At 32.9% G+C, this 24,847-nt stretch carries 26 protein-coding genes; 2 read left to right on the plus strand and 24 right to left on the minus strand.

What is annotated here, in order from left to right; translation table 11 throughout:
* Positions 1 to 143: 143 nt before the first annotated feature.
* The 6 genes from B5E48_RS02795 to B5E48_RS02820 form a co-directional block, all read right to left on the minus strand.
* Positions 144 to 956, minus strand: coding sequence for an ABC transporter ATP-binding protein (locus B5E48_RS02795; protein WP_087304020.1), 813 nt, complete (start codon positions 954 to 956; stop codon positions 144 to 146).
* 10 nt (positions 957 to 966) lie between these two features.
* Positions 967 to 1,779 (minus strand): ABC transporter permease, encoded by an 813-nt coding sequence (locus B5E48_RS02800; RefSeq protein WP_087304021.1) that lies wholly within the window; start codon positions 1,777 to 1,779, stop codon positions 967 to 969.
* A gap of 105 nt (positions 1,780 to 1,884) precedes the next feature.
* A complete protein-coding gene (gene pyrE, locus B5E48_RS02805; protein WP_087304079.1) occupies positions 1,885 to 2,517 on the minus strand; it encodes an orotate phosphoribosyltransferase in 633 nt (210 codons plus the stop codon).
* Between the two features lie 6 nt (positions 2,518 to 2,523).
* Complete coding sequence (pyrF, locus tag B5E48_RS02810) at positions 2,524 to 3,234, minus strand: orotidine-5'-phosphate decarboxylase (protein ID WP_087304022.1); 711 nt, start codon at positions 3,232 to 3,234, stop codon at positions 2,524 to 2,526.
* 81 nt (positions 3,235 to 3,315) lie between these two features.
* Positions 3,316 to 3,930 (minus strand): hypothetical protein, encoded by a 615-nt coding sequence (locus B5E48_RS02815; RefSeq protein ID WP_087304023.1) that lies wholly within the window; start codon positions 3,928 to 3,930, stop codon positions 3,316 to 3,318.
* A 1-nt stretch (position 3,931) separates the two neighbouring features.
* Entirely contained in the window at positions 3,932 to 4,240 is a 309-nt protein-coding gene (locus B5E48_RS02820) for a hypothetical protein (protein ID WP_087304024.1), read from the minus strand.
* A 190-nt stretch (positions 4,241 to 4,430) separates the two neighbouring features.
* Here B5E48_RS02820 and B5E48_RS02825 point away from each other — a divergent pair, with 190 nt between their 5' ends.
* Positions 4,431 to 6,014, plus strand: coding sequence for a putative polysaccharide biosynthesis protein (locus B5E48_RS02825; RefSeq protein ID WP_087304025.1), 1,584 nt, complete (start codon positions 4,431 to 4,433; stop codon positions 6,012 to 6,014).
* 347 nt (positions 6,015 to 6,361) lie between these two features.
* The gene (locus B5E48_RS02830; protein ID WP_204209579.1) at positions 6,362 to 6,502 is read left to right on the plus strand and encodes a DUF3791 domain-containing protein; all 141 of its coding nucleotides are present in this window, start codon (positions 6,362 to 6,364) and stop codon (positions 6,500 to 6,502) included.
* 215 nt (positions 6,503 to 6,717) lie between these two features.
* Here the strand turns inward: B5E48_RS02830 and fabZ are convergent, their stop codons facing one another.
* The 18 genes from fabZ to B5E48_RS02920 all read right to left on the minus strand — a co-directional run bounded on the left by fabZ (position 6,718) and on the right by B5E48_RS02920 (position 24,771).
* Positions 6,718 to 7,149 carry a 3-hydroxyacyl-ACP dehydratase FabZ gene (gene fabZ / locus B5E48_RS02835; RefSeq protein ID WP_087304026.1) on the minus strand — a complete coding sequence of 144 codons (432 nt, stop codon included), beginning with the start codon at positions 7,147 to 7,149 and terminating at the stop codon, positions 6,718 to 6,720.
* A 2-nt stretch (positions 7,150 to 7,151) separates the two neighbouring features.
* The gene (fabF, locus tag B5E48_RS02840; protein WP_087304027.1) at positions 7,152 to 8,390 is read right to left on the minus strand and encodes a beta-ketoacyl-ACP synthase II; all 1,239 of its coding nucleotides are present in this window, start codon (positions 8,388 to 8,390) and stop codon (positions 7,152 to 7,154) included.
* Positions 8,391 to 8,402: 12 nt separating this feature from the next.
* Positions 8,403 to 9,137 (minus strand): 3-oxoacyl-[acyl-carrier-protein] reductase, encoded by a 735-nt coding sequence (gene fabG, locus B5E48_RS02845; protein WP_087304028.1) that lies wholly within the window; start codon positions 9,135 to 9,137, stop codon positions 8,403 to 8,405.
* Positions 9,130 to 10,044: an ACP S-malonyltransferase gene (gene fabD / locus B5E48_RS02850; RefSeq protein ID WP_087304029.1), complete on the minus strand. Its 915-nt coding sequence runs from the start codon at positions 10,042 to 10,044 to the stop codon at positions 9,130 to 9,132. Before fabD ends, fabG begins: the two co-directional genes overlap by 8 nt.
* A complete protein-coding gene (locus tag B5E48_RS02855; protein ID WP_087304030.1) occupies positions 10,041 to 11,105 on the minus strand; it encodes an NAD(P)H-dependent flavin oxidoreductase in 1,065 nt (354 codons plus the stop codon). Before B5E48_RS02855 ends, fabD begins: the two co-directional genes overlap by 4 nt.
* Complete coding sequence (gene fabK, locus B5E48_RS02860; protein ID WP_087304031.1) at positions 11,102 to 12,046, minus strand: enoyl-[acyl-carrier-protein] reductase FabK; 945 nt, start codon at positions 12,044 to 12,046, stop codon at positions 11,102 to 11,104. The genes B5E48_RS02855 and fabK overlap by 4 nt, the downstream gene beginning before the upstream one ends.
* A 1-nt stretch (position 12,047) precedes the next feature.
* Positions 12,048 to 13,022, minus strand: coding sequence for a beta-ketoacyl-ACP synthase III (locus B5E48_RS02865; protein WP_087243251.1), 975 nt, complete (start codon positions 13,020 to 13,022; stop codon positions 12,048 to 12,050).
* On the minus strand, positions 13,019 to 13,939 hold the full coding sequence (locus B5E48_RS02870) for an acetyl-CoA carboxylase carboxyltransferase subunit alpha (protein ID WP_087243252.1): 921 nt from the start codon (positions 13,937 to 13,939) through the stop codon (positions 13,019 to 13,021). Before B5E48_RS02870 ends, B5E48_RS02865 begins: the two co-directional genes overlap by 4 nt.
* Complete coding sequence (gene accD, locus B5E48_RS02875) at positions 13,936 to 14,805, minus strand: acetyl-CoA carboxylase, carboxyltransferase subunit beta (protein WP_087243253.1); 870 nt, start codon at positions 14,803 to 14,805, stop codon at positions 13,936 to 13,938. Before accD ends, B5E48_RS02870 begins: the two co-directional genes overlap by 4 nt.
* On the minus strand, positions 14,789 to 16,156 hold the full coding sequence (gene accC / locus B5E48_RS02880; RefSeq protein WP_087298037.1) for an acetyl-CoA carboxylase biotin carboxylase subunit: 1,368 nt from the start codon (positions 16,154 to 16,156) through the stop codon (positions 14,789 to 14,791). Before accC ends, accD begins: the two co-directional genes overlap by 17 nt.
* A gap of 9 nt (positions 16,157 to 16,165) precedes the next feature.
* The gene (accB, locus tag B5E48_RS02885) at positions 16,166 to 16,582 is read right to left on the minus strand and encodes an acetyl-CoA carboxylase biotin carboxyl carrier protein (protein WP_087243255.1); all 417 of its coding nucleotides are present in this window, start codon (positions 16,580 to 16,582) and stop codon (positions 16,166 to 16,168) included.
* 42 nt (positions 16,583 to 16,624) lie between these two features.
* Complete coding sequence (locus B5E48_RS02890; RefSeq protein WP_087243256.1) at positions 16,625 to 16,849, minus strand: acyl carrier protein; 225 nt, start codon at positions 16,847 to 16,849, stop codon at positions 16,625 to 16,627.
* A gap of 184 nt (positions 16,850 to 17,033) precedes the next feature.
* The gene (locus B5E48_RS02895; RefSeq protein WP_087304032.1) at positions 17,034 to 18,857 is read right to left on the minus strand and encodes an ABC transporter ATP-binding protein; all 1,824 of its coding nucleotides are present in this window, start codon (positions 18,855 to 18,857) and stop codon (positions 17,034 to 17,036) included.
* On the minus strand, positions 18,850 to 21,072 hold the full coding sequence (locus B5E48_RS02900) for an ABC transporter ATP-binding protein (RefSeq protein ID WP_087304033.1): 2,223 nt from the start codon (positions 21,070 to 21,072) through the stop codon (positions 18,850 to 18,852). Before B5E48_RS02900 ends, B5E48_RS02895 begins: the two co-directional genes overlap by 8 nt.
* Positions 21,069 to 21,497 carry a MarR family winged helix-turn-helix transcriptional regulator gene (locus B5E48_RS02905; RefSeq protein ID WP_087243259.1) on the minus strand — a complete coding sequence of 143 codons (429 nt, stop codon included), beginning with the start codon at positions 21,495 to 21,497 and terminating at the stop codon, positions 21,069 to 21,071. Before B5E48_RS02905 ends, B5E48_RS02900 begins: the two co-directional genes overlap by 4 nt.
* Positions 21,498 to 21,586: 89 nt before the next feature.
* Complete coding sequence (locus B5E48_RS02910) at positions 21,587 to 22,828, minus strand: glutamate-5-semialdehyde dehydrogenase (protein WP_087304034.1); 1,242 nt, start codon at positions 22,826 to 22,828, stop codon at positions 21,587 to 21,589.
* On the minus strand, positions 22,821 to 23,954 hold the full coding sequence (proB, locus tag B5E48_RS02915; RefSeq protein ID WP_087304035.1) for a glutamate 5-kinase: 1,134 nt from the start codon (positions 23,952 to 23,954) through the stop codon (positions 22,821 to 22,823). The genes B5E48_RS02910 and proB overlap by 8 nt, the downstream gene beginning before the upstream one ends.
* The gene (locus B5E48_RS02920) at positions 23,941 to 24,771 is read right to left on the minus strand and encodes a hypothetical protein (RefSeq protein WP_087304036.1); all 831 of its coding nucleotides are present in this window, start codon (positions 24,769 to 24,771) and stop codon (positions 23,941 to 23,943) included. The genes proB and B5E48_RS02920 overlap by 14 nt, the downstream gene beginning before the upstream one ends.
* Between the last annotated feature and the right edge of the window lie 76 nt (positions 24,772 to 24,847).

Below are 24,847 nucleotides of genomic sequence, written 5' to 3' on the forward strand. Positions count from 1 at the left end.
CAACAGGGGCTTTATGCGCTTTTTTTGCATAATAATAAAGAGTACATATAGTCATACCACAAGAATAACAGAAATAAAAAAAGAGTCACCTAGTCTAATATACTAAGTTGACTCCATTGACCTCAGTACGTCAGTACTAAGGTTTATAAATGAAAAATACGATCAAAAAGACTAGGTTTATAATCTTTTAATAATCTTTTATTAAATTTATCATCACGTTCTTTTTTCTTATCTTCATTTGACAATGCGTTGTAGTAATCGACATATTCAGCATAATGGTCACAAACCTCATCAATATCACCATACTCTCTTAACATTCCACCCTCAATCCACATTGCTTTATTACAAAATGAGCGAACTTGTGGCAATGTATGTGATATAAAGATAATAGTCTTTCCCTCGTCTTTTAAATCATTCATACGATTAATACATTTTTGGGCAAATCCTTTATCCCCTACAGATAAAGCTTCATCAACAATTAAAATATCCGGATCCAAACATAAATTAATAGAAAAACCTAATCTAGACTTCATACCACTAGAATATTTTTTTACAGGCTGATATAAGAAATCACCAATTTCTGCAAATGCTATGACTCCATCTTTAATCTCTTGAATCCTTTTCTTAGAAAGTCCTAATAAAGCTCCTTTTAATTCTATATTTTCCATACCAGTTAATTGCATATTTAAGCCTGTATTAATGGCAATTAATGATTGTTCACCATTGACAATCATTTCTCCTTCATCAATTTCACTAATACCTGCCAGAATAATTGACATTGTTGATTTACCAGAACCATTAGTTCCCAAAACGCCTACAACTTCCCCTTTCGGTATTTTAAAATTAATATCTTTCAAAGCATAAAATCTCTGGTCTTCTTTATGTTTTTTATCTTTAGATTTTAAAGTGTATATTTTAGATACATGATTAAATTCTATTGCATATTCTTGATTCATCTTAACACCTCTACATCAAATCAATAAACTTATGTTTAAACTTATACATCATATAACTTCCTACAATAAGAAGCAAGATTGTAATACCCCAGAAAATTAATCCTTGATATCCAAACGATAACAATCCTTGATGAAAGAAAAAGCAATCTCGATATCCCTGTACAATATAATCAATAGGATTAAACTTCATTAACACCGACAGAATTCTATGTCCATCTAGTTTATGAGGGCTCCATAAAACTGGTGTTAAATAGAGTAATAAACGCATACAAGCTAAAATCAATTTTCGTGTATCTCTAGCTAACATATTTAAAACTGATGTTGTCATTGATAAAGAAATAGAAAAAATAACTGCACAGAATAAATAATATAATAATCCAAACCAGTGAATATTTGGATAAAACCCAAATATTAAAAATAAAACAACTAAGATAATCATCAAACAAAGATGATTAAACAATTCTTTCATTACAACTGTTGCAGGTAAAATACTCACAGGAAATTTCATTTTTGTAATAACATCTCTTTTAGCATACACAGCATTACATCCATTTGTAATACATGGAGAGATAAAAAACCAGACAACAATACCACCAAGTAACCAACATAAATATGGAATACCATCTTCATCTGAACGTCCTGGTAAAATAACTCCGAATACTAACCAATAAGTTAAAACTTGAATAGTTGGATTAGCAAAGTTCCAGAATAATCCCAATTTAGAATCCCTCATATCTGCTAATATTTCATATTTAGCAATTGAATATATTCTAAATAAGTTTGTAAAATTTTCTTTTAAGACATATCTCAAACTCTTGAACATATGTATCCTCCTTAAGACTCTCATAACCTATATAGTTATACATTAAAAAGGGAGAAATTGCAACATTAATTACATTTCATCCCCTTTTTATCCTATTTTTTAACTTTACTTGCTCATCCAAGATTCATCATGAGGATCTTTTTTCCATGCTTTCAATTTTTCTAAATCAGCAGCTTCAATATACTCATGTTCAACTGCAACTTGAATTAAAGTATCATAGTTTGTAAGTGTATAAAAACTACAATCCTTAGCAGCAAAGTTTTTCGCTGAATCTTCTAATCCATATGTAAAGATAGCAACCATTCCTAAAACTTCGCAGCCTGCTTCTCTTAAAGCATCTACACATTCTAATGATGAGCCACCTGTTGAAATCAAATCTTCAACAACTACAACTTTCATTCCCGGTTTCACTAATCCTTCAATACGATTATTTCTTCCATGTGATTTGGCTCCACCACGAACATATCCCATTGGTAAATCTAAAATGTCAGCTGCTAAAGCCGCATGTGCAATTCCGGCAGTCGCTGTTCCCATTAAACATTCACATTCTGGATAGTTTTCTTTAATAAGTTTTGCTAATCCTTGTTCAATATCTTTTCTGACTTCAGGATAAGATAATGTCAAACGATTATCACAATAAATAGGTGATTTAATACCTGATGCCCAAGTAAAAGGCTCATTTGGTCTTAAAAAGACTGCTTGAATACTTAATAAATCTTTTGCTATAGTTTTTTCCATCATTTTCTACTCTCCTTGAAATTGTTTATAAACTTCTTTATATGTTGCTACTGGATCAGCAGCGTTTGTAATTGTTCTTCCTACAACGATATAACTTGATGTTAATTCTCTTGCCATAGCTGGTGTTGTGACACGTTTTTGATCATTCACACTATCACTTGCAAGACGGATACCCGGTGTCACTGTTAAAAAGTCCATTCCTAAATTTTCATGAATAATCTTTGATTCTAAAGGTGAACAGACAACACCATCTAATCCAGCTTCTTTCGCATTTTGTGCCCATTTTAAAACAACCTTTTCTAATGGTTCATGAATCAAAAGTTCATCATCTAAAACTTTTTGGTCCAATGAAGTTAAACATGTCACAGCAATACATAAAGGTCGTTTTCCTCCATTAGCTCCTTCATTTAAACCATCAATTGCTGCTTTCATCATCGCAATGCTTCCTGAAGCATGAACATTAACCATATCTACATCTAATTTTGCTAATTGTTTCATCGCACTTTTGACAGTATTAGGAATGTCATGTAATTTTAAATCAAGAAATATTTTATGTCCTTTTTCTTTAATCATTTTAATCATTTCAATACCTTCACCATAAAATAATTCCATCCCAATTTTTACATACAATTTTTCATCTTCAAACTTATCTAAGAAATCTTTAACATCTTGCTTTGTTTGAAAATCTAATGCAATACAAATTCTACTATCGTTCATAATTCTCCTCCAAGACATATTTTTATATATTATAGCACAATATATAGATGTTAAAATAGACTTTTTTACATTTCATGAAGTTTAATTGATCATTTCAATATAATCATAATAATCTTGATCCCACATCTTCTGACTTTCTTGACTTATTGTTTGATTCTCTATTAAGTTATGTTCCTTTAAATACTCTCCTATATAGGCTGTTACTTTTTGTGCCCCATAATCATTAAGATGCATTCCTTCATCCCTTGTGTCTTTTTTCCAATTAATTAACTGATTATTTAAATTCAAATCCAAAAATGGAACACCCACTTCTTTTGATAAATCCATGATTGTATTATGTTTCTCCATCGTCCATGATCTCGCTGATGGAATCGTTATTAATAATAAAGGAATTTGCTTTTCTTTTAATAAACTCACAATTTTATAAAATATTTCTTGTCTATGTGGTTTTATATTAGCTCTTTTGATTGTTTTGATCATAAAATTTTTATTTTGCTTTCTTGCTTTTACTTTTGTTTTATATAAATAACCCTTTGTAGCCATCCTTGAAAGATAGTTATAATCATAATTATCATAGTTTTTAAATGATTGAGCTGAATATTTCTTCCAATTTGTATAATTTCTAGCTATAGGAAATAGATTCATCGGTGCATATTTTTGAGCTTTTTCATCATTAAAATCCTTTCCTGTAAACATTTCATCCATCTCCCATATAATTAATTGGGGGTGTTGAAACTCTAAAACATTTTTTAAAATAATAAGCACGATTAGGATCTTGACTTGGTTCAGCAGCCACAAAAGACGTTATTTTATATTTATGCCACAATTGTAATGGATTAAAACCACTATATAAATTACTATTTCCAATAGCAATAACTGATAATTCATCATCAATCTTTCTTTTCGACTGTTCATTGACTTGATTTTGAATTCTTTGTAATTGTTTTTCTTCTTTTTTTTCTTGATAAAATCGATAACATCCGTAAATCGTAGATATCATTATCATAAATATTAAAAATATCTTTAAAAATTTTTTCAATACTTTTTCAACATTCCTTTCACTATCAGTATATTATACAATCAATGTGTAAAACCTATGAAAAAAATCATTTTATGTATAAATATATAAGTTTTTTTGAAATTATTGGAATTAATGTTATAATAAACAAAGAATTACTGGAAAGTGAGGTTTACCCATGTCACGTTCAATCGTTAAACAGGCATCTATACTTGCAATTGCAGGTATTTTCGTACGAATCATTGGAGCTTTATATAAAAGCCCCTTAACAGCATTAATTAGTGCTGAAGGTATTGGTTATTATTCAATGGCATATAATATTTATGCTTTAATATTACTCTTATCTTCTTATAGTATTCCAACAGCTATTTCAAAGTTAATTGCTGAAAAACTAGCTATTCATCAATATAATAATGTACAAAAGATTTTAAAATGTTCATTTATCTATATTTGTATTATTGGTGGTAGTGCTTCGATCATTGCCTATCTTTTAGCCCCTTTACTTGTTACAGGGTATTCTGTATTACCACTGAGAATCCTTTGTCCAACTATTTTCCTATCTGGTCTATTGGGTGTCTTTAGAGGTTATTTTCAGGCTCATCAGACAACTTTTTATACATCTGTTTCACAAATTATTGAACAGATTTTTAATGCAATTGTCGCCATTGGATGTGCTTATTTATTCATTCAGCCATTGATGGAAACAGGTGGCAGTGAAATGGCTGCTGCAGGTGCCGCTGGGGGAGCAGTTGGACCTGGTGTCGGTGTTCTGGTGGGTTTAATTTTTATGATGATTATGTATTTAAAGAATCGTAATCATTTAATTATTAAAGATACTCCTGATGATTATGAAGATTCTTATAAAGATATTTTCAAAATGATTATTCATATAGTCACACCTATTATCTTTGCAACATGTGTTTATAATCTTATTACTGTTATTGACCAATATATTTATTCTTTTATTATTGGAACTGATCCAACTTCAGCCTCTATGTGGGGTGTTTATTCTGGTCAATATATTGTTTTACAAAATGTTCCTGTGGCTTTAGCTTCTGCCATGTCAACAGCATCCATTCCTGCTATTTCTTCATCATGGTCATTAAAAAATGCCCGTGAAACAAGGGAACATATTCGTTCAGGCATTCGTGTGACAATGCTGTTACTTATTCCGGCTGCTGTGGGTATGAGTGTCTTGGCTTATCCTATTATTGGTATCCTCTTTCCTCAAGAAGAAACAGTTGCCACTTCTACATTAATGTTAGCTCTAGGAAGTCCAGGTATTGTTTTCTTTGGTTTATCAACTCTAACCAATGGAATTTTACAGGCTCTTGGAGAAGTCAACACGCCTTTAAAAAACGCTGCTATAGCTTTGATCTACCATTTAGTCATCACAATCCTTTTATTGATGTTTACACCTTTAGGACTCTATGCTTTGATGATAGCCAATTGTTTATATGGTTTACAAGTATGTTATTTAAATCAAAGAATGTTACGTAAAATCACACGTTATAGACAAGAAATAAAAAAGACATATTTATTACCTATTATTTCTTCTATCTTCATGGGTATCATTGTAGCCATTGTTTACTATGGTTTATTTGCCCTAACAAGAAAAGTTCTTATTCCATTAGTACTCGCCGTGATCATAGGAGTTATTGTTTACTTTGTTATTATCTTCTATTTCTATTCAGACCATCCTCAAGAACTTTCTTCTATTCCTTATGCCAATAAAATTATTTACAAGTTTAAAAAACATTAAATGAAAAACTATTGGAAAATCAATCACCAATAGTTTTTAAAACCATAGTAATCATTCTATCTATATGCTTTTTTAATGAGAATGTTTAAAATTTATCGAGGTGAAGCAGTATGATCAATAAAACAAATCCAAACATTTTACAAAATATTGATAGTGAAGTTGCAATACTGATTGCAAAAAAACAGTCACTGATATGGATGCACTATGAATCTTTTTAAATTCCCAAACACACAATGTTATTGAATGATGATATGAAATGATGGTATTTGAGTAGTCTTGCTATCTTTGACATGTGGGAATATGAAGAAGCAACTGGTAATCCAAAAATTCACTGTATCTAAGAAGTGATGAAATTAAATAAAGAATTGAGATTTTTTGCTTACTTACTTGAAAGTTATGCAAACTATAAAGGAACAAGTGCAGGAAAAGTTTTAAAACAACTGGATGAAAAAAATTTAACTGATTTTGTTTATAATATGTATGAATGATATCATATAGAAGCTATTGAAAATGCTTATAAAGATATTGATAACCTTATTGAAACAGGACAACCAGCATGGTAGTCAATACTCAAATGAATCATAGTCATCATCTATTTTATACAATACATCAATAGAAATATCACTCTTGACACAGAGCCTTAATAACTTTTATAAAACCATAAAAAAAACAGAAAGATGTCAAAATCTTTCTGCTTTTTTTATTATTCACCTACAGCACACATAATTTCTCCAGTGACAGCAATTTCATCTTCTACTTTTGCTTGAATAGATGCAAAGTAAATACCACCTTTTTCTTTTGTCAAAGTGACAGTCATTGTTAAAACATCACCAGGAATAACTTGTTTTCTAAAACGTGCTTTATTAATTCCAGCAAAGAAAGCAATCTTTCCTTTATTTTCTTCTTTAGAAAGCAATAAGACACATCCTGTTTGTGCTAATGCTTCAATAATTAAAACACCTGGCATCACATGTTTTTCTGGAAAATGTCCTAAAAACTGCATTTCATTAGCTGTCACACATTTTTTCCCAACAATTGTTTTTCCATCTTCACTAATACTTTCAATACAATCAACAAGTAAAAATGGATAACGATGGGGAATAATTTTTTGAATATCATTAGAATTATATAACATCTCTAATCCTCCCATTTCTTGAAAATCAATGATGCATTATGTCCACCAAAACCTAAAGAGTTATTCATAGCATAATGAATATCTTGTTTTCTACCAACATTTGCAACGATATCTAAATCACAGTCTTCATCTTTATTTTGATAATGAATTGTAGCTGGGATATATCCTTCCTGTAATGCTTTTACACAAATAACAGATTCTAAAGCACCACTCGCTCCTAATAAATGTCCTGTATAAGATTTTGTTGATGACATAGCCAAATGATATGCATCGTCACCAAAAGCATATTTCACAGCCATTGTTTCTGTCTTATCATTTAATGGTGTAGATGTCCCATGAGCATTGATATAATCAATATCAGATGGTTGTAAAGCAGCATCTTCTAAAGCCTGTTTCATCGCTTCTCCACCACCGCTTCCATCAGATAATGGTGCTGTAATATGATAAGCATCACAAGTTGCTCCATAACCAACAATTTCACCATAGATTGTCGCATGTCTATCTAATGCATGTTGTAATTCTTCTAATACTAAAACAGCTGCACCTTCACCCATGACAAAACCACTACGATCTTTATCAAATGGAATAGAAGCACGATCTTTATTCTCACCAGTATGCAAAGCTTTCATAGAAGCAAATCCTGCAACTGATAATGGTGTAATAGAAGCTTCACTTCCTCCAGCAATCATAATATCTTCATATCCATCTCTGATTTTATGGAAGGCTTCACCAATTGCATTTGTTCCAGCTGCACATGCAGTTACAACAGAAGATACATAACCTTTTGCACCTAAATCAATCGCAACACTTCCTGCTGCTAAATTAATTAAAGTCATAGGAATAAAATATGGTGAAACTTTTGATGGTCCTCTATTTAATAAACTTTGTTCCGCTTTTTCAATAGATTCAACACCACCAATACCACTACCAATAATGACACCAAAACGATTTTTATTCATTGTTTCTAAATCCAACTTTGCATTTTCAATAGCCTGTTTAGAAACAACTCTGGCAAATTGCGTAAAACGATCATTAAATTTTAAATCTCTTTTTGTAAAATATTGTTCTAAATCAAGATTTTTCACTTCTCCAGCTAATTTGACTTTATAATCACTTGTATCAAAATGTGTAATTTCATCAATTCCACATGTCTGATTTAAAATACCATTCCAAGTTTCTTCAACAGTATTTCCAATTGGAGATACGGCTCCCATTCCAGTAACGACAACTCTTCTTTTCATGTTTTGTCCTCCTTACATGACCATTCCGCCATCAACATTGATGACTTGACCCGTAATATATTTTGCACTATCACTTGCTAAAAAGTATGCAACATTCGCAACATCTTCTGGTTCACCCATTTGTTGCAATGGAATATTTTTTAAGATATTTTCTTTTGTATCATCACTTAAAACATCTGTCATTTTTGTGGCAATGAATCCTGGCGCAATCGCATTCGCACGAATATGACGTGGTGCTAATTCTTTGGCAACTGATTTTGTTAAAGCAATGACACCAGCTTTACTGGCTGCATAATTGGCTTGTCCAACATTTCCAATAATTCCAATTACACTTGCCATATTGATAATAACACCTGATCTTTGTTTCATCATAATACGAGAAACAGCTTTAATGGTATTAAATGTTCCTTTTAAATTGACATCAATGACATCCATAAATGACTGTGTATTCATTTTTAATAATAACTGATCTTTTGTAATCCCTGAATTGTTAACCAAGACATCAATAGAACCAAACTGTTCTAAAACAGCTTTCATCATTTGATCCATGGCATCATAATCAGTGACATCACCTTCATAAATCATAGCTTCAATACCATGAGTACAACATTCTTTTTGGACTTCTAAAGCTTCATCATGATTTCCAATATAATTAATCGCAATATTATATCCTTCACTTGCAAATTTTAAAGCAATGGCTCTACCAATTCCACGACTGGCACCAGTAATTAACGCTACTTTACTCATCTTTTAACGCTCCTAACATTTGATTTAAACCTTCAATACTATCTACACTATAAACAGGAATACTTCTATCTGTCTTCTTAACAAAGGCACTTAATGCTTTTCCTGGTCCAATTTCCACAAAAGCTTCAACACCTTGTGCAATCATATATTGAATTGATTGATAGAAATAAACACTTGATTTGATTTGTTGAGTTAAAATATCAATGAGATCTCCATCTTCTTCTTTTCCTGAAACATTATAAACAACTGGAATCTTTGTTTCATGAATATCATATTTTTCTAACTCTTCTTTCAGCTTATATGATGCTTCTTCTAATAATGGAGAATGGAATGCTCCTGAAACTTTTAATGGAATGACACGTTTTGCGCCAGCTTCTTTTAATTTTTCTGAAGCAATCTCAACAGCTTCTTTTGTTCCTGTAATCACAATTTGTCCTGGACAATTATAATTGGCAATTGTAACACCATCAATTGGTTCAATAACTTCTTGAATCTTTTGGGCATCCATTGCTAAAACAGCTGCCATAGATGTTGTTCCAGCTGGCAGGGCTTCACTCATAATCTGTCCACGACGTCTCACAATTGAAATCGCATCTTGTGTGTCAAATGCTCCTGCATAAGCCAAGGCAGAATATTCTCCTAATGATAAACCTGCCACATAATCAGGATGAATACCTTGTGCTTCAATCACTTTCGCAATAGCTAATGATGTTGTTAAAATACAAGGCTGTGCATATGATGTTTCATTTAAAACATCTTCAGGTCCTTCAAAACATACTTTTTTGACATCAATATCAATATTGGCCTGATCAAAAACATCTCTGGCTTCTTGGAATTCATCATAAAATGCTTTTCCCATACCTACATATTGGCTACCTTGACCAGCAAAAATCATTCCTATTTTCATAGATTTTCCTCCATTTCTTTCATATATTCATGAATCACTTCTTCAACATGTTTCATTTCATGAATTCTCGCTGCCTGGCTCCCTACAAAGACCAGACCATTTTGTACATTTCCTTTTACACTCTGTATCAAAGCTTCACTAATACAATAGGGTGTATTTTCAGGATTGCAAGGAATCATGCAATGAAGACAATTTTTCATACAGATATTTCCTGTTTCTCGTGTTTTCTTTACAAAATCATTGACAATAGCACGTCCTGGAAGTCCTGCTGGACTAGAGACAAGTTCAATATCTTCTGGGCGACATTGAATAACCATATCTTTAAATTCTTGTGCTGCATCACATTCATAAGTCGCAATAAATGGTGTGGCAATCTGTACACCTGTTGCACCTAATTTGATGAATTCAGCAATCTTCTTTCCAGAATCTATACCTCCAGCAACAAAAACAGGAATTGTCTTTTTGTATTTGTCTTCCCAAACTTTTAATTCTTTTTTAACATCAGCTAAAATATCACTTAGTTTTTGACACGTATGAGCCAATAAATCATCTTTTTTAAATCCCAGATGTCCACCAGCTTCACTACCTTCAATCACTACGAAATCAGGTGTATACTGATAACGTTTATCCCATACTCTGGCAATCAATTTGGCCGCTTTTCCACTCGATACAATCGGTGCTAAAAGCGCCTTTCCTTTAGCAAACTTAGGTAAATCTAATGGTAATCCTGCCCCTGAAATAATGGCATCACAACCACCTTCAAGAGATGCTTTCACGAAATCTTCATAGTTTTGACTGGCAACCATAATATTGACACCAATCAAACCATTTCCTTTAGCAAGCTCTTTGGCACGTTGGATATGATCTTTTAAAGCCTGACAATTCACAGCAATTGGATTTTTTCTAAATCCTTCATAATTATAGCCAGGATGAGCGGCACTGATGACACCCATAGCACCACATTTTGCAACTGCTCCTGCTAATGATGATAAAGAAATACCGACTCCCATACCACCTTGAATGATAGGAAGTTTCATGATACGATTTTGGATTTGAATCATTGCATTTCCTCCATGACTTTTTGCAGGTTTGCATAAACTTGTTTTGTTGAAGCCATCATTTCATCAAGAATCTGTTGCATTGGTTTCTTTTCTTTGACCATTCCAGCAATTTGTCCCATCATCACAGACCCAGTTTTCACATCACCACTTTGTACAGCTTTTCTTAAAGCCCCAAGTGTTAATTTTTCTAATTCTTCACGACTTTCAAAATGTCCTTCAAGTTTTAAATATTCTCTTGCCATTTGATTCTTTAAAATACGGACTGGTGTATTCACACTTCTTCCAGTTACAACAGTATCAGTATCTTTGGCTTTAATAACAGCATCTTTATAGTTTTCATGAATTGGACATTCATTAGCAACCAATAGACATGTTCCAATCTGTACGCCAATAGCACCTAAACTCAAAGCTGCCATCACACCACGTCCATCTCCAATCCCACCAGCTGCAATCACTGGAATATTGACAGCATCTACAACTTGTGGAACCAAAGCCATTGTTGTCATTTCACCAACATGTCCACCTGATTCTCCACCTTCAACAATCAAAGCATCAGCACCAGCTCTTTCCATACGTTTAGCCAAACCAACGCTAGGCACAACTGGTAAAACTTTAATTCCAGCTTCTTTGAGTTTTGCCATATAAGGTCCTGGATTTCCCGCTCCTGTTGTCACAACATGAACGCCTTCTTCAACAATAACATCAATAATTTCACTGGCATATGGATTCATCAACATCACATTGACACCAAAAGGCTTGTCTGTTAATTGTTTACATTTTTGGATTTCTTCACGTGTTTGAGCTGCATCCATTGATCCTGTCGCAATAATCCCTAAACCACCACTATTAGAAACACAGGCAGCAAAGGAAGCAGTTGCAATATTCGCCATAGCTCCTTGAATAATAGGGTATTTTATATTTAATAATTCATTTAATAACACTTTATTGTCCTCCTCTATTGTCAATAAGAGTTGCTCCATAAGTTAATCCAGCACCAAATCCAACCAAAATAACACGTCCCTTTTCAGGAATCTTTCCTTCTCTTTGTGCCATTGCATAAGCAATAGGAATACTGGCCGCTGAAGTATTTCCAAACTCTTGAAGATTCATATAAAATTTTGATAAATCGACTTTCATCTTTTTTGCCACATGAGAAATAATACGATAATTCGCCTGATGTGGAATAACCAAATCAATATCATCTATAGAAAGTCCTGACTGATCCAAAACATTTTCAATAGATTCTTTTAAAACTCTAATTGCAAATCTAAACACATCATTTCCTTTCATATTTAAATAATGTGTTGATGCTCCCTGATTTTGTAAATCATGAACTAAAGGCAATCCTTGAGCATGTAAGACTTCCTGTAAGTCTCCTTCACTATTGGCATAGTGATAAAGTTTTGTATCTCCTCGACCAAGAACCATCGCACCTGCACCATCCCCAAATAAAACGCAAGTTGAACGATCATTCCAGTCAATCATCTTACTAATTGTTTCACTACCAATGACTAAGATATGGTGATATCTACTTAATAAATCACTGGCAATCTGAAATGCATATAAAAATCCACTACATGCTCCATTAATATCAAAAGCAAAGACAGGACAATCATTTAATCCCAGTTTTGCCTGAACAAGACAAGCTGTTGAAGGTGTCATACAATCTGGTGTCATTGTTGCAACAATAATCACTTCAATGTCTTCTTTTTGAATATGTGCATCTTCAATCGCCTGTAAACTGGCTTTATAAGCCAAATCACTTGTATTTTCAGTTTCACTCACATAACGTGATGAAATACCTGTTCTTTGTACAATCCATTCATCACTTGTTTCAACTCTTTTTTCTAAATCAAAATTCGTTACTTTCTTTTGAGCTTTGACAAACCCAGTTCCTAATATTTCTATTGAACTCATGACATAACTCCTATCTTACGGAACTTTTGATAACGTTTTTCCAATAAATCTTTTTCTTTTGTATGAGTTAAAACATCTAATTCTTTTTGTAAATACTGATCAATATTATCTAATACAAGTTTTAAATCATTTTGCATACCACCTGTTGGTTCTTTGACCAAATAATCAGCAATTCCTTTATCATATAAATCATACGATGTCAGTTTCATCACTTCAGCCGCTTCTTGAACACGACTATCATCTTTCCATAAAATACTTGCAAAACCTTCAGGTGATAAAACAGAATAAATGGCATTTTCTAACATACAAATACGATCGGCAACACTTAAAGCTAATGCTCCTCCACTACCACCTTCTGATAAAACAATACAAATAACAGGTGTTTTCAAATCAGAAAAAGTGTATAAACATTCAGCAATCGCCTGTGCCTGTCCCCTCTCCTCAGCTTCGATACCAGGATAAGCTCCTGCGGTATCTACAAAAGTAATGATTGGTCGATGAAACTTTTCGGCTTGTCTGGCAAGTCTGAGAGCTTTACGATAACCTTCAGGATTACACATTCCAAAATGACGATTCAAATTTTCTTCCAATGTCTTTCCTTTGGCTTGCGCAATAACAGTGACTGGCATATCGTGAAAATAACCAATTCCCCCAATAATAGCCTGATCATCTCCATAACATCTATCCCCATGAAGTTCATAGAAATGGTCAAACAATCCCTCAATAAAATCACTTGCTTTTGGTCGTGATGGATGTCTTGCGATAGACACACGATCCCAAGCAGTTAAATGATGATATGTTTCTTTTGTGAGAGTATCAATCTCTTGAGAAAGTTCATCGAACTCTTTTTGATCTTCTGTTACAGCTCTTTTCGCCTGTAACTCTTTTATTTTTCTTTCATTATCTACGAGGCTCATAATTTTCCTCCATGTAATTTTAATAAATCTGAAATAACATTTTTCAAATCATGTCTTTCCACAATCATATCAATAAAACCTTTTTCAAGTAAGAATTCTGCAGTTTGGAAACCTTCAGGTAACTCCTGCTTAATTGTATCTTGAATAACACGTTTTCCAGCAAATCCAATCATGGCCTGTGGTTCAGCAATGATAATATCTCCCAGCATCGCAAAGCTGGCACTGACACCACCTGTTGTAGGATGTGTTAATAAGGCTATATAAAGACCTCCTTGATTTGAAAAACGTTTTAAAGCAGCACTGATTTTAGCCATCTGCATTAAAGAATCAATACCTTCTTGCATTCTGGCACCACCACTGGTACAGCTAATAATCAATGGTAATTTTTTACGTGTAGCCAGTTCTACTGCTTTACATATTTTTTCACCAACAACTTTTCCCATACTTCCCATCATGAAACGAGAATCCATGACACATAAGACAACACGACTCTGGTTGATTTTACCAACACCACAAATGACAGCTTCATTCATACCGGTTGACATCCAGGCTTTTTTTAGCTTTTCATCGTAACCAGGAAAATTTTCATTGTTAGATGTTTTATCTTTTTCAAAATATTCTTTCCAAGTGCCTTCATCCATTAAATCACGTATACGCTGTCTGGCACTGATTTTCATATGATGACCACATTTAGGACAAACATAATCATTTTCGATAAGTGAAAAATAAGGAATAGATTCATGACAATGATCACATTGTTTAAAGATATTTTCAGGAATTTCTTTTTTTTCTTTAATTTTATGTCTATTTAACCATGATGAGAATTGTTTTAATTCTTCATTTCTTTTTTTAAACAATTGATCCATTATCTTTCAACTCCTTTATAAATGTTTCACAGAAGCTTGTATCATAACTTCCTTCAATAAATTCTTTAGAATGTAGAACATAATAATGGAATTTTGTATTCGTTGAAATACCATCAATAATGACTTCACTTAACGCTGCACGCATTTTTTTAATACATTCTAGACGTGTTGGTGCAAAAGTAATTAATTTTAAAATCATCGAATCATAATAAGGTGAAATTTCACACCCACTATACATGGCACTATCCACTCGCACTCCTCTTCCACCTGGTAAATGCATAAATGTTATTTTTCCAGGTGTTGGCGCAAAATCACGATTCATATCTTCAGCATTAATACGACATTCTAAAGCATATCCATTTTGATGAATATCTTCTTGCTTGTATGGAAGTTTTAATCCTTCAGCAACCTTAATCTGTAACTTGACTAAATCAATACCACAAATCATCTCTGTAATAGGATGTTCAACCTGAATACGTGTATTCATTTCCATAAAATAATATTGTCCGTGTTTATCTAATAAAAACTCAATTGTTCCAACACTATTATATCCCACATGATGACAAGCTTTGATGGCATCTTCAAACAATCTTTGACGCACATCTTTCTTTAAAATATGACATGGTGCTTCTTCAATCATCTTTTGATGACGTCTTTGAAACGAACAATCCCTTTCAAATAAATGAATCACATGACCATGATGATCACCAATGACTTGAACTTCAATATGTTTTGGATTTTCAATTAATTTTTCTAAATAGACATCATCATCACCAAAACAAGCTTTGGCTTCAGCTTTGGCATTAAGATATTGTGTTTCAAACTCTTCTTCATTATGAACTACACGCATACCACGTCCACCACCACCATTGCTGGCTTTAATCATAACAGGATATCCTATATCTTCAGCAACCTTTTTCCCCTGTTCTACAGTTTCAATGACTTCTTTAGAACCAGGAATCACAGGAACTCCTGCTTCTTTCATCATCTTTCTTGCGGCAGACTTATTTCCTAACATATCAATAATATCAGGTGATGGTCCTACCCAGATCAATCCACATTGAATAACAAGTCTGGCAAATTCACTGTTTTCACTTAAAAAACCAAATCCAGGATGAATCGCATCACATCCCGTATTGCAGGCTGCCTGAATAATCGCATTCATATTCAGGTATGATTCATTAGCTAATGGTCCACCAATACATACAGATTCATCCGCTAATTGCACGTGCAAAGAATGTTTATCAGCTGTTGAATAAACGGCAACAGTCTGAATTCCTATTTCTTTACATGTACGTATAATTCTGACTGCGATTTCTCCACGATTGGCAATCAATAATTTTTCAATCACATTATCACCTTACCCTATCATCATTAAAGTCTGATCATATTCAACTGTTTGACCATCTTGAACTTCAATAGATAAAACTTTTCCAGAAACAGTTGCTTTAATTTCATTCATGACTTTCATGGCTTCAATGATACAAATCGTGTCTCCTTCTTGAATCATATCTCCAACTTTGACATAAGGTTCTTTTCCCGCACCACTTGATTGATAATATGTTCCAACAATTGGACTTTTGATAGGTGTACCTGTTTCCTGAATTGTTTCTTCATTGTGTTCACTAGGTGTTTTGACATCGGTAGGTGTTATGATTTGTTTTGCTTCTATATCTTTTTCTAATGTGATATGTAAATCACCATCAGTTAAATCCATCTTAGATATTTGACTTTCTTCAAACATCTTCATAATTGATTTAATTTTTTCAGTATCCATACATGTTCCTCCTTAGAAAAATAAGCTAAGTGAAACCTTAGCTTATTGTTTAGATTCAATTAATTTCACAATATCTTCTACAGTTACTAATGCAGCTAATTCTTCATCAGAAATTTCAACATCAAATTCTGTTTCTAAATCTAAAGATAATTCAACAGCTGCTAAAGAATCAATTCCTAAATCATCTTTTAAGTTAGATTCTAATTTAATTTCTTCTCCATCAATATTTAAAGATTCTACTAATGCATCTTTTACTTGTTCAAACATGATATGTCCTCCTATGTGCTTACTTAAAATTTTTTATATTCTTACTTCAAATTTTTGAAGTAATGTTACTATACACCTCTTTTTTAGATTTGTAAATAGATTTTCATTAATTTATTTAAAATTTTTTATATAAATTTTTAAAAGTATTTAACATCATAAAAAAAACTTACTCAAAACGAGTAAGTTATTCATGACTAGATTCAAATTGTGACTGATAAAGATCAGCATAGAAGCCACCTTTTTCCAATAATGACTCATGATTTCCTAATTCAACAATATCTCCATCTTTCATCACAATAATAGTATTAGCATCTTTGATTGTAGAAAGTCTATGCGCAATAATAAAACATGTTCTTCCTTCCATTAATTTATCCATACCACGCTGAATTAAAACCTCAGTTCTGGTATCAACAGATGATGTTGCTTCATCTAATATTAATATCTTAGGATTAGCAAGGAAAGCTCTCGCAATCGTTAATAACTGCTTTTGACCTTGAGAGATATTACTAGATTCTTCATTAATGATGGTATCATATCCATCTTCCAATGTATTAATAAAATGATCAGCATACGCCAAACGACAAGCTTCATACATTTCTTCATCTGTAGCATCCAATTTTCCATATTTTAAATTTTCACGGATTGTTCCACCAAATAGCCATGTATCCTGCAAGACCATTCCAAATAGACTTCTTAAATCACTTCTAGCAAAATGAGTAATATCTTCACCACCTACTAAAATATGTCCACCATTCAATTCATAGAAACGCATCAATAATTTCACAATGGTTGTTTTTCCTGCACCCGTTGGCCCAACAATAGCCACACTTTGTCCAGCATGCACATGCATAGAGAAATCATGGATAATGGTTTTTTCTGGCGTATAACCAAATTGAACATGATTGAAAGTAACACTTCCCTGCATATGGTTAACTTGTTCGCTTGTGACTAAAGCGTGTTCTTCTTCCATTTCTGTTTCATCTAAAAATTCAAAAACACGTTCAGCAGCAGCGGCTGTAGATTGTAATTGATTCATGATTTGAGCCAATTGTGTAATAGGCTGATTAAATTGACGCACATACTGAATAAAAGCCTGAATATCTCCAATAGAGATCATATTTCCTGTCGCTAAAAATCCACCTAATAAACAAACACCAACATATCCAATATTTCCAACAAATGTTGTCAGTGGCTGTAATAAACCTGAAAAGAATTGTGACTTCCAAGCTGAATTATATAAATCATTATTATATTCTTCAAATCTGGCAACAGAATCCTCTTCACCATTAAAGGCTTTGACAACCTGATGAGCACCATACATTTCTTCAATATGACCATTGACATTCCCTAAACTTGTCTGTTGAGAAATAAAGTATTTTTGTGTTCTTTTCATGATTTTTGACATGAAAAACATAGAAACAGGTAACACACATAATGCTAATAATGTCATTGGAATACTGATTGTCAGCATCATGATAAAAATTCCAATAACCGTTACTGAAGATGTCACGATTTGTGTTAAACTCTGATTCAATGATTGAGCAATCAAATCGACATCATTTGTTACACGTGATAATGTATCGCCACTCGAATGTGTATCAAAATAACTGAGTGGCAAACGATCCATTTTTTCAGAAATTTCTTTTCTAAAATCATAAGCGACTTTTTGAGAAATACCAGAAGTTAAAAATCCTTGTATATAATTAAAAAGTGCACTTATTAAATAAATACAAACCAGGAAAAAGAGAATCTGGAAAATAGCATCAAAATCAATACCACCAGTATGTGTGACTTTCGCCATAATTCCTTCGCTCAATTTATCTGTGGCTTGAGCTAAAACTTTTGGTCCAAAGATTGAAAAAACAGTTGAACCCGCAGCAAATATAAAAATAAATATAAATTTCACATAATAAGGTCGTAAATGAGCAAACAATTTTTTAATTGTTCCCTTAAAGTCCTTAGCTTTTTCATTAGACATCTGTCTACCACCCATATGTCCTCTAGGCATTGGCTAATTCCTCCTTTGAAAGTTGTGAATAAGCAATTTCCTGATAAACCTGACAATTTTTCATCAATTCATCATGAGTTCCTTTTCCAACAATTTTTCCATCATCTAAAACAATAATCTGATCTGCATCCATGATAGAAGCGATTCTTTGTCCAACGATCAAAACAGTATTTTGATTTTTTTCCATCAATTGACTTAATTCTTTTCTTAAAATAGCATCTGTTTTAAAATCCAATGCTGAAAAACTATCATCAAAAATAAGAATTTCTGGATTTTTTGCTAAAGCTCTGGCGATAGCTAAACGTTGTTTTTGTCCTCCAGACACATTTGTTCCACCTTGTGAAATAGCTTCATCTAAACCATGTGGTTTTGCATCAACAAATTCTTTTGCCTGAGCCACACGAATGACTTCATTTAATTCTTCATCAGTAGCATCATGAGCGCCATATTTTAAATTGGAACGAATCGTTCCTGAAAATAAGACTCCTTTTTGAGGAACAACACCAATACGTTCTCTTAAATCATGTTGGTTTACATCTTTGACATTGACACCATCAACAATAACCTCACCTGCAGTGACATCATAAAAACGAGGAATCAAATTGATTAATGTACTCTTTCCTGAACCCGTTGAACCAATAAAAGCCGTTGTCTGTCCAGGTTTAGCAGTAAAGCTAATATGGCTCAAAACAGCTTCATGAGCTCCAGGGTATTGAAATGAAACATCTTTAAATTCAACAACACCTTTTTGTTGTGAATCAAATTCAACAGGTTGTTTTGGATCTTGAATTGTTAATTCTGTTGATAAGACTTCATAAACACGATCGGCTGCCACACTGGCACGAGGAATCATAATGAAAATCATCGCAATAAATAAGAATGACATAATAATTTGCATTGCATATTGAATAAAGGCCATCATTTCTCCAATCGCAATATTTCCTAAATCTAATTGTTGAGAACCAACCCAAACAACCAAAACAGTCGCAAAATTCATGATAAACATCATGATTGGCATTAATGTTGCCATAGCGCGGTTGACAAATAAGTTAACAGTTGTTAAATCATCATTAGCTTTATCAAAACGTTCTTCACTGTGCTTTTCATTTCCAAAAGCTCTAATAACCAAAACTCCAGTTAAATTTTCACGCATTGTTAAATTCAATCTGTCAATCAAAGACTGAATGACCTTAAACTTAGGTAAAACAACTTTCATCAAAACCATAATGACAAGTGTAATGACAATGAGAATCATTAAAATAATCCATGTCATTGATGATGAATGCGTAAAGGCTTTGATTAATGCACCAATTCCCATCATAGGGGCAAACAATACAATTCTCAGTAACATAATCATTAACATCTGAACTTGTGTAATATCATTAGTTGTACGTGTAATTAATGAAGCTGTTGAAAATTTATTAAACTCGCTATTTGAAAAACTTTCAACTTTCTTAAAAACTGCTCGTCTTAAATCTCTCGCAAAACCAGCACCCACTCTTGAAGATAAAAAGGCTGAAGCCATAGCTGCTAAAGAGCCTAATAATGCAATGCCTAACATCTTTAACCCAGCTACAAAAATATATTGTGTCTGTATCTGGTCAACATCTGCTCCTAAAGCCATATATTCATTTTTGACACCATTACCTGCAGCGACAAGCATTGTTGATTCACCCATTGTCTCAATTTGGGCATCAATTTTCTCTGTCATCTGATGACGTGTCTGTTCATCCATCATTTCAAAAACCTGATAAATATCCATCCCCTCAGGAATATTTTGAAATTGTTGCTGATATTCCTTTGAATTGGGATCCATTGAATCAATGGCAGAAACCATTAACATAGGTTTCATTAATGCACTTTCTAATTCTTCTGTTTCTTTTTGAGAAAGATCATGAAGTACATAGGCATCCTTTATTTTTGGAAATTTATCTTTTATATCTTGTGATAAATCGTCGTAAGAAGTCAAAGTATAGCTTGATTCAATCGTTTCTTTTTGCTTGTCATCAGCAAAAATCAAGAGATGTTCAAAAGTATCCTGACTATAAACATCACCTATTGATGTATCAAATCCACCAGCTTGTATCCCATTTGTTACAATATCACTCATATAATCTGGTAAGGCCAATTCTGATTGAGATTGAATAAAAACAAATCCAATACACAAAATGATTGGCAACCAAAACTTATATGCAAATTTTCGTAACTTAATCACTTGATTTCCTCCTTTAAATTCCTTTTTATTTTTTTGACAACATTCAAAACAGCCATATAATCTTCATCTGTCATCCCTTTACAGACAATCTGATGAACATGATGAAAATCTTTCTTCATCTCGTCAATGACTGCTTCTCCTTGAGAAGATAAAACAATATAATAATGTCTTTTATCATCTTCATTCAGCTTTCTTTCAATAAGCCCCATATCCACCAATCTTTTGATCCTTACTGAAAGCGTAGCTTCAGTAATACGAAGTTTCTGTGCAATCTCTTTTTGATTCATCTGTTGATGAGCAATCAAAAAAATCAATTTTGCCTGTTCCACTGTTAAATGATGACATTTTTGAGAGGTTAACTTTTGAATCATTTTATGAATCTCTCGCATCTCCTCCATCATTTCACTAAAACAATCATATTCCATCAAATCCCTCCTATTACTTAGCGTACTCATCATTATACTTAGTATACTAAGTATTGTCAATAAAAAAGCGAATCATCATGATTCACTCTTTATTCTCTCACTTGTCCCTGACCATAGATTTTATATTGATATGATGTCATTTCTAACAAACCTAATGGTCCTCTGGCATGTAGTTTTTGCGTGCTGATACCAAGTTCCGCACCAAAACCAAATTGTCCTCCATCACTAAAACGTGTCGAAGCATTATGATAAACACATGCTGAATCTATACTATTTAAAAACATATGGGCAGTATCCTGATTTTCAGTAATAATAGCTTCAGAATGTTTAGTGGAATACTGATAAATGTGTTCAATAGCCTCTTGTAAACTATCCACAATTTTAACAGCCACAATATAATCGTCATATTCTGTCGCATAGTCTGTTAATGTAGCTAACTGACATGGAATGATCTTTTGAACTTTACTATCCCCACGTATGTCAACACGTTCATGAAAAGCCTCATACAATAATGGTAAATACGTATCCGCTATATCCTGATGCACGAGAATGGTTTCAATGGCATTGCAGACAGATGGTCTTTGAATCTTTGCATTGACAGTGATATCTATGGCCTTTTTCAGATCTGCTTCTTTATCGATATACAAATGACAATTTCCAGCGCCTGTTTCAATAACAGGAACAGTTGCATTTTGCACAACATGTTGAATTAAGCCAGCTCCTCCTCGTGGCACGACAACATCCACATAACCATAAGCATGAATCAATTCATCAACCATTTCTCTTCCACCATAGTCAATCAGTTGCACACAGTCAACAGGTAATGTCTCTTTGATGGCTTCTCGCATAAGCTTTGTTAAAATGCGATTAGAATGCATAGCCTCTTTACCACCTTTTAATACACAGACATTTCCTGATTTGATACATAGACAGGCAATATCAACTGTTACATTTGGTCGAGATTCATAAATGATTCCAAAAATCCCAATAGGAACACGCACTTGTTTAATAAGCAATCCATTAGGTCTTTTGATCTCTCTAATTATACCACCAACTGGATCATCTAAACTTACTAATTTCAAAACATCATCTGCCATTGCAACAATTCTATCTTCATTCAGCAACAAACGATCAACCATCGCATCTGACATTCCTGATGCCTTTGCATGTTCTATATCTTTTTGATTTTCATTGATAATCTCTAAAACATGGTCTTTTAAAGCCTGAGCAATCTTTATTAAAGCCTGATTTTTAGATTGCGTATTCATTGTCATCATGTGACGACTAGCCTGTTTTGCCTGTGTCAATTGTTTGAAAAGTTGTTCATTCATGAGATTCACCTCCTAATATAACCATATTATCAGCATGAATCACTTCATCATAATCATAACTTTCCAATATATTTTTAATATCCTGACTATGATGTCCTTTGATTAATGCGATTTCAAAACTTGTATACTGTACAATCCCTTTTGCAATTCTTTGTCCTTGCTGATTCATAACATCCACAACCTGTCCCGCTAAAAACTGTCCATGAACATCACTAATGCCTGAAGGCAATAAACTTTTATGATGTCTTAAAGCTTGACACGCTCCATCATCAACAATAATTTCACCTTTAGATTGTGTTCGATAAGTTAACCAATGAGCTTTCGCATTAAGATGTTTACCCGTTTTCCCATTAAACCATGTGCCTTCTTCACACTCATCAAAAATATGCAACAAACTCTCTTTCTTTTGACCATTTACAATCACCATATGCTTACCATAATCATTCACAATTTTCGCTGCTTTAATTTTTGTAGCCATACCACCTGTCCCTAATTTTGAAGTTGAACCGGAAGCCATGTTTTCAATCTTTTCATCAATCTGTTCAATATATTTTAAAAGCTGAGCCTGTGGATTATGATGAGGATTATCCGTATATAAACCATCTATATCACTGACCAATATCAATAAATCTGCATCTATCACAGGTACTAACAATGCAGATAAAGTATCATTATCTCCTACTTTAATTTCATCTACTGCCAAAGCATCATTTTCATTCACAATCGGTATAACCCCATAATCAATTAAAGCATTCATTGTATGTGAAAGATTTAAAAGACGTTGACGATGATCAAAATCATCATGGTTCACTAAAACCTGTGCACATTTTAAGTGAAACAGTTGAAATATTTCTTCATAAATCTGCATCAGCTGTGCCTGTCCAATAGCCGCTAAAGCCTGTTTTTGTGGTAACGTTTCAGGTTTTTTTTCTAATTTCATAGCCCCCATTCCAGCACTGATAGCACCTGAAGAAACGACCACAACTGTCATTCCCTGTTCAATTAATTGCGCTATTTGCATCACTAAATACAAAATCTTTTGTTGATCTATATAACCATTGGCATGACACAATGATGATGAACCAATCTTAATAATGACTTTTTTGATATTTTTAATCTCTCTCATGATACTCATTCCTCATTTCCTTATAAAATAAGTATTTTGCGATTTCAAATCTTCCTTTAAAAACTTCAATATATAAAAATAAAGATGTCACAATACAAAACAACATCAAAATATCATTTATATGTCCAATCCATAAAACAATACAACCAGTTATAACCCAATAACAGGCATGACGTAAAATATATAATATATACAGATGAGCAAATTGAAAAATTCTTGTTTTCATCAATTGAATTGAATAGCTCATACATTCGCTCCATGAAAGTTCTTCTAATTCCATCATATAAGGAACAGGCATAAATAATGCTGTTAAAAAAAGATAAACGGCAATACAGATCAGAATATTACCAACTAGAAATATATTTTGTAAAATCAATGCTATATATTCAAATTGAGGTACAAAATATTCTGTTTGTATGAATGTATTCCCCAATGACGAAAACCATTCAATAGAAAATTCTGGTATCAATTCATGAATTGCCAAAAAAGATGGTAAAAAGCATATAAGCGTACACAAAACAATAATAGCTTTACGCATTAAATATGCAGGAGCTACTTTGGGAAAACAGAAAATACCATTCAATGAATCATGATAATCAAGAACTGGCTTTTCTTCATCAACCAGTTTCATTGCACATTTCACATAACCATGACTTATTGGACATAAAAACAGTGATACAAAAAAAGAGAAAATACCACTTCTTAAATATTGTGCTAAAATTCCAACATATCCAACATAGAAAAATTCAGGGATAACCTGTTTTTTATATTTTTGATATAACTGATTAGATTGTTGTTTAATGACATGAATATCCATAAATCTATCTCCTTGTTGAAAACATTATACACAACTTCCTATCATTTGTAAAAGAAGTTCATGAAAAATTATTTTT

The organism is Massilimicrobiota sp. An105, from assembly GCF_002161155.1.
In the GTDB taxonomy this organism is placed as follows: Bacteria; Bacillota_I; Bacilli_A; order Erysipelotrichales; family Coprobacillaceae; genus Allocoprobacillus; species Allocoprobacillus merdigallinarum.

Excerpts from the sequence above, each read along its gene's own strand:
- B5E48_RS02795 (WP_087304020.1), bottom strand. The coding sequence starts at position 956 with ATGAATCAAGAATATGCAATAGAATTTAATCATGTATCTAAAATATAC.
- B5E48_RS02800 (WP_087304021.1), bottom strand. The coding sequence starts at position 1,779 with ATGTTCAAGAGTTTGAGATATGTCTTAAAAGAAAATTTTACAAACTTA.
- pyrE (WP_087304079.1), bottom strand. The coding sequence starts at position 2,517 with ATGGAAAAAACTATAGCAAAAGATTTATTAAGTATTCAAGCAGTCTTT.
- pyrF (WP_087304022.1), bottom strand. The coding sequence starts at position 3,234 with ATGAACGATAGTAGAATTTGTATTGCATTAGATTTTCAAACAAAGCAA.
- B5E48_RS02815 (WP_087304023.1), bottom strand. The coding sequence starts at position 3,930 with ATGTTTACAGGAAAGGATTTTAATGATGAAAAAGCTCAAAAATATGCA.
- B5E48_RS02820 (WP_087304024.1), bottom strand. The coding sequence starts at position 4,240 with ATGATAATGATATCTACGATTTACGGATGTTATCGATTTTATCAAGAA.
- B5E48_RS02825 (WP_087304025.1), top strand. The coding sequence starts at position 4,431 with ATGTCACGTTCAATCGTTAAACAGGCATCTATACTTGCAATTGCAGGT.
- B5E48_RS02830 (WP_204209579.1), top strand. The coding sequence starts at position 6,362 with ATGAAATTAAATAAAGAATTGAGATTTTTTGCTTACTTACTTGAAAGT.
- fabZ (WP_087304026.1), bottom strand. The coding sequence starts at position 7,149 with ATGTTATATAATTCTAATGATATTCAAAAAATTATTCCCCATCGTTAT.
- fabF (WP_087304027.1), bottom strand. The coding sequence starts at position 8,390 with ATGAAAAGAAGAGTTGTCGTTACTGGAATGGGAGCCGTATCTCCAATT.
- fabG (WP_087304028.1), bottom strand. The coding sequence starts at position 9,137 with ATGAGTAAAGTAGCGTTAATTACTGGTGCCAGTCGTGGAATTGGTAGA.
- fabD (WP_087304029.1), bottom strand. The coding sequence starts at position 10,044 with ATGAAAATAGGAATGATTTTTGCTGGTCAAGGTAGCCAATATGTAGGT.
- B5E48_RS02855 (WP_087304030.1), bottom strand. The coding sequence starts at position 11,105 with ATGATTCAAATCCAAAATCGTATCATGAAACTTCCTATCATTCAAGGT.
- B5E48_RS02865 (WP_087243251.1), bottom strand. The coding sequence starts at position 13,022 with ATGAGTTCAATAGAAATATTAGGAACTGGGTTTGTCAAAGCTCAAAAG.
- B5E48_RS02870 (WP_087243252.1), bottom strand. The coding sequence starts at position 13,939 with ATGAGCCTCGTAGATAATGAAAGAAAAATAAAAGAGTTACAGGCGAAA.
- accD (WP_087243253.1), bottom strand. The coding sequence starts at position 14,805 with ATGGATCAATTGTTTAAAAAAAGAAATGAAGAATTAAAACAATTCTCA.
- accB (WP_087243255.1), bottom strand. The coding sequence starts at position 16,582 with ATGGATACTGAAAAAATTAAATCAATTATGAAGATGTTTGAAGAAAGT.
- B5E48_RS02890 (WP_087243256.1), bottom strand. The coding sequence starts at position 16,849 with ATGTTTGAACAAGTAAAAGATGCATTAGTAGAATCTTTAAATATTGAT.
- B5E48_RS02895 (WP_087304032.1), bottom strand. The coding sequence starts at position 18,857 with ATGCCTAGAGGACATATGGGTGGTAGACAGATGTCTAATGAAAAAGCT.
- B5E48_RS02905 (WP_087243259.1), bottom strand. The coding sequence starts at position 21,497 with ATGGAATATGATTGTTTTAGTGAAATGATGGAGGAGATGCGAGAGATT.
- B5E48_RS02910 (WP_087304034.1), bottom strand. The coding sequence starts at position 22,828 with ATGAATGAACAACTTTTCAAACAATTGACACAGGCAAAACAGGCTAGT.
- proB (WP_087304035.1), bottom strand. The coding sequence starts at position 23,954 with ATGAGAGAGATTAAAAATATCAAAAAAGTCATTATTAAGATTGGTTCA.
- B5E48_RS02920 (WP_087304036.1), bottom strand. The coding sequence starts at position 24,771 with ATGGATATTCATGTCATTAAACAACAATCTAATCAGTTATATCAAAAA.